Annotated in this window: 3 protein-coding genes; 2 read left to right on the top strand and 1 reads right to left on the bottom strand. The window is 66.8% G+C overall.

Translation table 11 applies throughout. The annotated features are described in order from the left end of the window. Together purD and NTX40_05150 are read left to right on the top strand one after the other, a co-directional pair. The coding region (purD, locus tag NTX40_05155; GenBank protein ID MCX5648471.1) for a phosphoribosylamine--glycine ligase at positions 1-781 on the top strand (781 nt) is incomplete at its 5' end. 178 nt (positions 782-959) lie between these two features. Next, positions 960-2,312: a radical SAM protein gene (locus tag NTX40_05150; GenBank protein ID MCX5648470.1), complete on the top strand. Its 1,353-nt coding sequence runs from the start codon at positions 960-962 to the stop codon at positions 2,310-2,312. A 401-nt stretch (positions 2,313-2,713) separates the two neighbouring features. On the opposite strand, the gene rho is transcribed toward NTX40_05150, so the two are convergent. After that, on the bottom strand, positions 2,714-3,835 hold the full coding sequence (rho, locus tag NTX40_05145) for a transcription termination factor Rho (GenBank protein MCX5648469.1): 1,122 nt from the start codon (positions 3,833-3,835) through the stop codon (positions 2,714-2,716). Positions 3,836-3,956 lie beyond the last annotated feature (121 nt).

Below are 3,956 nucleotides of genomic sequence, written 5' to 3'. Positions count from 1 at the left end.
CTTGAAGGACCGGACGTTCGGCGCGTCCGGCGACGTGGTGGTGATCGAGGAACGGCTGACGGGCGAAGAAGCGTCGATCCTGGCCCTCGTGGACGACTCCTCCAGCATCTACGTCCTGGAATCGAGCCAGGACCACAAGGCGGCTTACGACGGCGACAAGGGTCCGAACACGGGCGGCATGGGGGCCTACAGCCCGGCGCCGGTTGTCCACGGCCGCGTCGAGGAGCAGATCGAACGCGAAATTCTCGTGCCGATGGTCCACGGCATGAAGATCGAGGGAGCGCCATACGCCGGCCTCCTCTACGCGGGCGTCATGGTGACCGCGGGAGGGCCGAAGGTCCTGGAGTTCAACTGCCGCTTCGGCGACCCGGAGGCCCAGCCGCTCCTCGTGCGCCTGAAGAGCGACCTGGTGGAGGCGCTCGAGGCGACGATCGAAGGCCGGCTCGACGGCCTCACGCTCCAGTGGGATCCGAGACCGGCGGTGTGCGTCGTAATGGCGTCGGGCGGCTACCCGGGCGCGTACGAGAAGGGCAAGGAAATCACGGGCCTCGAGGAAGCCGGTGCGATGGACGACGTCGTCGTCTTCCACGCGGGGACGCGCGAGGAGGACGGTAAGATCTATACGAGCGGCGGGCGGGTGCTGGGTGTGACGGCCCTCGGCGCCGACATTTCGGAGGCGCGGGACCGGGCGTACGAGGCGGTGCGGAAGATCCGCTTCCACCGGGCCCACTGGCGGACGGACATCGCGGTGAAAGCGATCCGGCGTCTGGCGGGTGACTGATGCGCGCCCGCCGCGAGGGGCGGAGGCTCCAGCGATCGCTTGACCGGCGCCGCACGGCGCGGTAGGATAGGCAACTCAAGTCCGGCCGGCGCGCTGCCGGCTGTTTCGGCTCGCGGGACGAGGATTGGCAAGGCGAGGGGTTCCATTCACCGCCTGAAGGAGATGGGGGCAGGGGGTCATGAATCCGCTCACGTCGGCTGTTTCGTACGTCCGGTTGCAGGCGTTGCGAGGCGCGATGCGGTTGGCGCCGCAGTGGTTCGAGAAGCGATTGTTCGCGTTTGCCGAAGAAGCCGTCGAATCCATCACGTTTCCGCAGGGTCGGATCTTCGCCCGCCAGATGCTTCGCTTCGGCCGCCAGGTCCTCCCGAAGGGGTGCCCGCCGTGCCGCACCAAGTTGCTCGATAACCTGATGGTGAACGCCATCACGGGAAAGCGCCAGCGCATCCAGTACCATCACCGGACGGGCCTGGAGCCGCCGTACTTGCTGGTCATCAGCCCGACGATGCGGTGTAACCTGCGGTGCATCGGGTGCTACGCGTCGGAGTACGCGAAGAACGACGAGATGCCGCTGGGGCTCCTGGATCGGATCCTGCGGGAAGCGAAGGAGATGGGGATATACTTCATCACCATCAGCGGCGGCGAGCCGTTCTTCCGCAAGGACCTCCTCGACCTCTTGGCCAAGCATGACGATATTTACTTTCAGGTCTATACCAACGGGACGCTGATCGACGAACGACTCGCGGACCGGCTGGCGGAGTTGGGCCACGTTGTGCCGTGCATCAGCGTCGAGGGGTTCGAGGCGGAGACGGACGCCCGGCGGGGCGAAGGGACGTTCGAGCGGATCCTGACGGCGATGAGGAACCTCAGGGATCGCGGCGTGTTCTTCGGGTTCAGCGCGACGGCGACGAGGCGGAACAACGACCTGGTGGTGTCCGACGCGTTTGTGGATTTCTGGCGCGGCCAGGGCTGCAGTTTCGGGTGGTACTTCAATTACATCCCCATCGGCCGGGAACCGAACCTCGACCTCATGCCGACGCCCGAGCAGCGCCTCCACCGGCGGCGGCGCCTCATGGACCTGCGGGAGCGGCTGCCGATGCTGCTGATGGACTTCTGGAACGACGGGGCCCTCGTGGGCGGGTGCATGGCGGGCGGGCGATACTACGTTCACATCAACGTTCACGGCGACGTGGAGCCGTGCGTCTTCGCCCAGTTTGCGGTGGACAACATCCGCGCGAAGTCGCTCCACGAGGTGCTCGACAGCCCGTTCTTCCGCCGCATCCGCGCCCGCCAGCCGTATTCGGACGACTATCTGAAGCCGTGCATGATCATCGACCACCCGCACGTCCTGCGCGAACTCATCCGCGAATCGGGCGCGCGGCCGACGTACGAAGGGGGCGACGCGCTCCTGAGCCAGGCGGCCGACGGCCTGGACGAGTACGCCCGCCGGTGGGGCGAACTCGCCGACGCCGAGTGGGTCGCCGAAGGCTCCGCCGGCCTCGAAAACGCCGACCGCCTCCGCATGGCCCAGTAGGCGGTCAGGCTGGCAAGACGGAACGGGTGGGCGCTCGCGCGCCCGTTTTTGTGCGCAAAGCGAGGCGGGGCAAGCATGAGGCCCGCCCCGCCCGTTGAAAACGCGGCTGGGCAACCCCTCACCCACACCGCGTTTTATGGATGGTTGTTCGCGCACTCCCGTTGCAGGTCCGGCGCACGCGGCCCGAGGGCGCGGACTCGGCGCCTTTAGCCGCGAGGCCTTGATGGTTTTTCGGGTTGCGGCCCGTTCGTCCGGTGCACCCCAGGGGAGGGTGCTCTCGTGCCGCAGGTGCGCGAGGAGCCGCCGAAAGGGCTTTTGCCCCTCCGGACGGCCTGATTTCCTTCATTAGAGGAATCGGCAGGATGGCGGCGGGACTTTAGCGCTTCCGCCGGGAAGCCCTTTTACTTGGCGGACAGGGCATCCAGAAGTGCCTTGTTCGACGGGTACTTGGCCATCGCCGCCAGCAGCGATTCGAGAGCCTCCTGGGGTTTGTCGCTGGCCAGGCGCCGGCGGATGGCGTACCGCTTCTTCAACTCCTCGGCCGAGACGAACCGCTCTTCCTTTCGCGTGCCCGAGGCGAGGATGTCGAGCGCCGGATACAGCCGGCGCTCCGCCAGGTCGTGCGACAGAACGCACTCCATGTTGCCTGTGCCCTTGAACTCCTGGAAGATGAGTTCGTCCATTCGGCTTCCGGTGTCGATGAGGCAGGTGGCGACGACGGTCAGGCTTCCGCCGCCTTCGATGTTGCGTGCCGCGCCGAACATGCGCTTCGGTTCCGCCAGGGCGCGGATGTCCACGCCGCCCGACATCGTCCGGCCGCTGGACGGGACAGCCTTGTTGAACGCGCGGCCGAGGCGCGTGAGGCTGTCCATGAAGAGGACGACGTCGCGTCCGAACTCGACCTCGGCCTTCGCCTGGGCGAACGCCATCCTCGCGAGCCGCACGTGCTGCTCCACGTCCTGGTCGTTGGAGGAGGCGAGGACCTCGGCCCCGGTCGTCCGGCGAAAGTGGGTCACTTCCTCCGGCCTCTCGTCCACCAGCACCATCATCAGCCGAACCTCGGGGTAGTTCTTGTGGACCGCCTGGGCCATGTGCTCCAGGAGAATCGTCTTTCCGGCGCGCGGGGGCGAGACGATCAGACCGCGCTGCCCCTTGCCGATCGGCGCCAGAAGGTCCAGCGCCCGCGTCGTCAGCGGCTCGGGGCCCGTCTCGAGCCAGAGCGCCTCTTCCGGGTCGATGACCGTCAGATCCTCGAACGGTTTCAGGCTGGTGTAGGCTTCAGGGGGCTGGTCGCAGATGCTGGTGATCTCGGCGAGTTGAAGGCCGCGGGCTTTGGCGTCCGGACGCGTCGGTCCCTCCAGCACCAGGCCCATCTTCAGGCGGTGCCGCTTCACCAGGCCGGGCGGAACGAAAACGTCCTTCGGCGTCGGCCGAAAGTCGCGGTCCGCCTGCCTCAGGAACCCGTACCCGCGCTCGTGCAATTCCAGCACGCCGCGCGCGATGTCCGGCTTGACGTCTGCCATTGTGTCCCCCAACGAACGCCCGCAACGGGGGCCGCATCGGGAAAGGAGGAGAAGAACCTCTGAACCTCTGAAGTTAGAACGGCTCCAGCATACCCTTTTCGGGCGGCCTGTCCATAGAAAA

The sequence above is a fragment of the Planctomycetota bacterium genome (assembly GCA_026387035.1).
Classification (GTDB): Bacteria; Planctomycetota; Phycisphaerae; order FEN-1346; family FEN-1346; genus JAPLMM01.
This window is presented reverse-complemented; position numbering and strand designations above follow the sequence as displayed.

Bases quoted from the DNA above. Each gene is read 5' to 3' on its own strand.
- NTX40_05150 (MCX5648470.1), top strand. From the start codon at position 960: ATGAATCCGCTCACGTCGGCTGTTTCGTACGTCCGGTTGCAGGCGTTG.
- rho (MCX5648469.1), bottom strand. From the start codon at position 3,835: ATGGCAGACGTCAAGCCGGACATCGCGCGCGGCGTGCTGGAATTGCAC.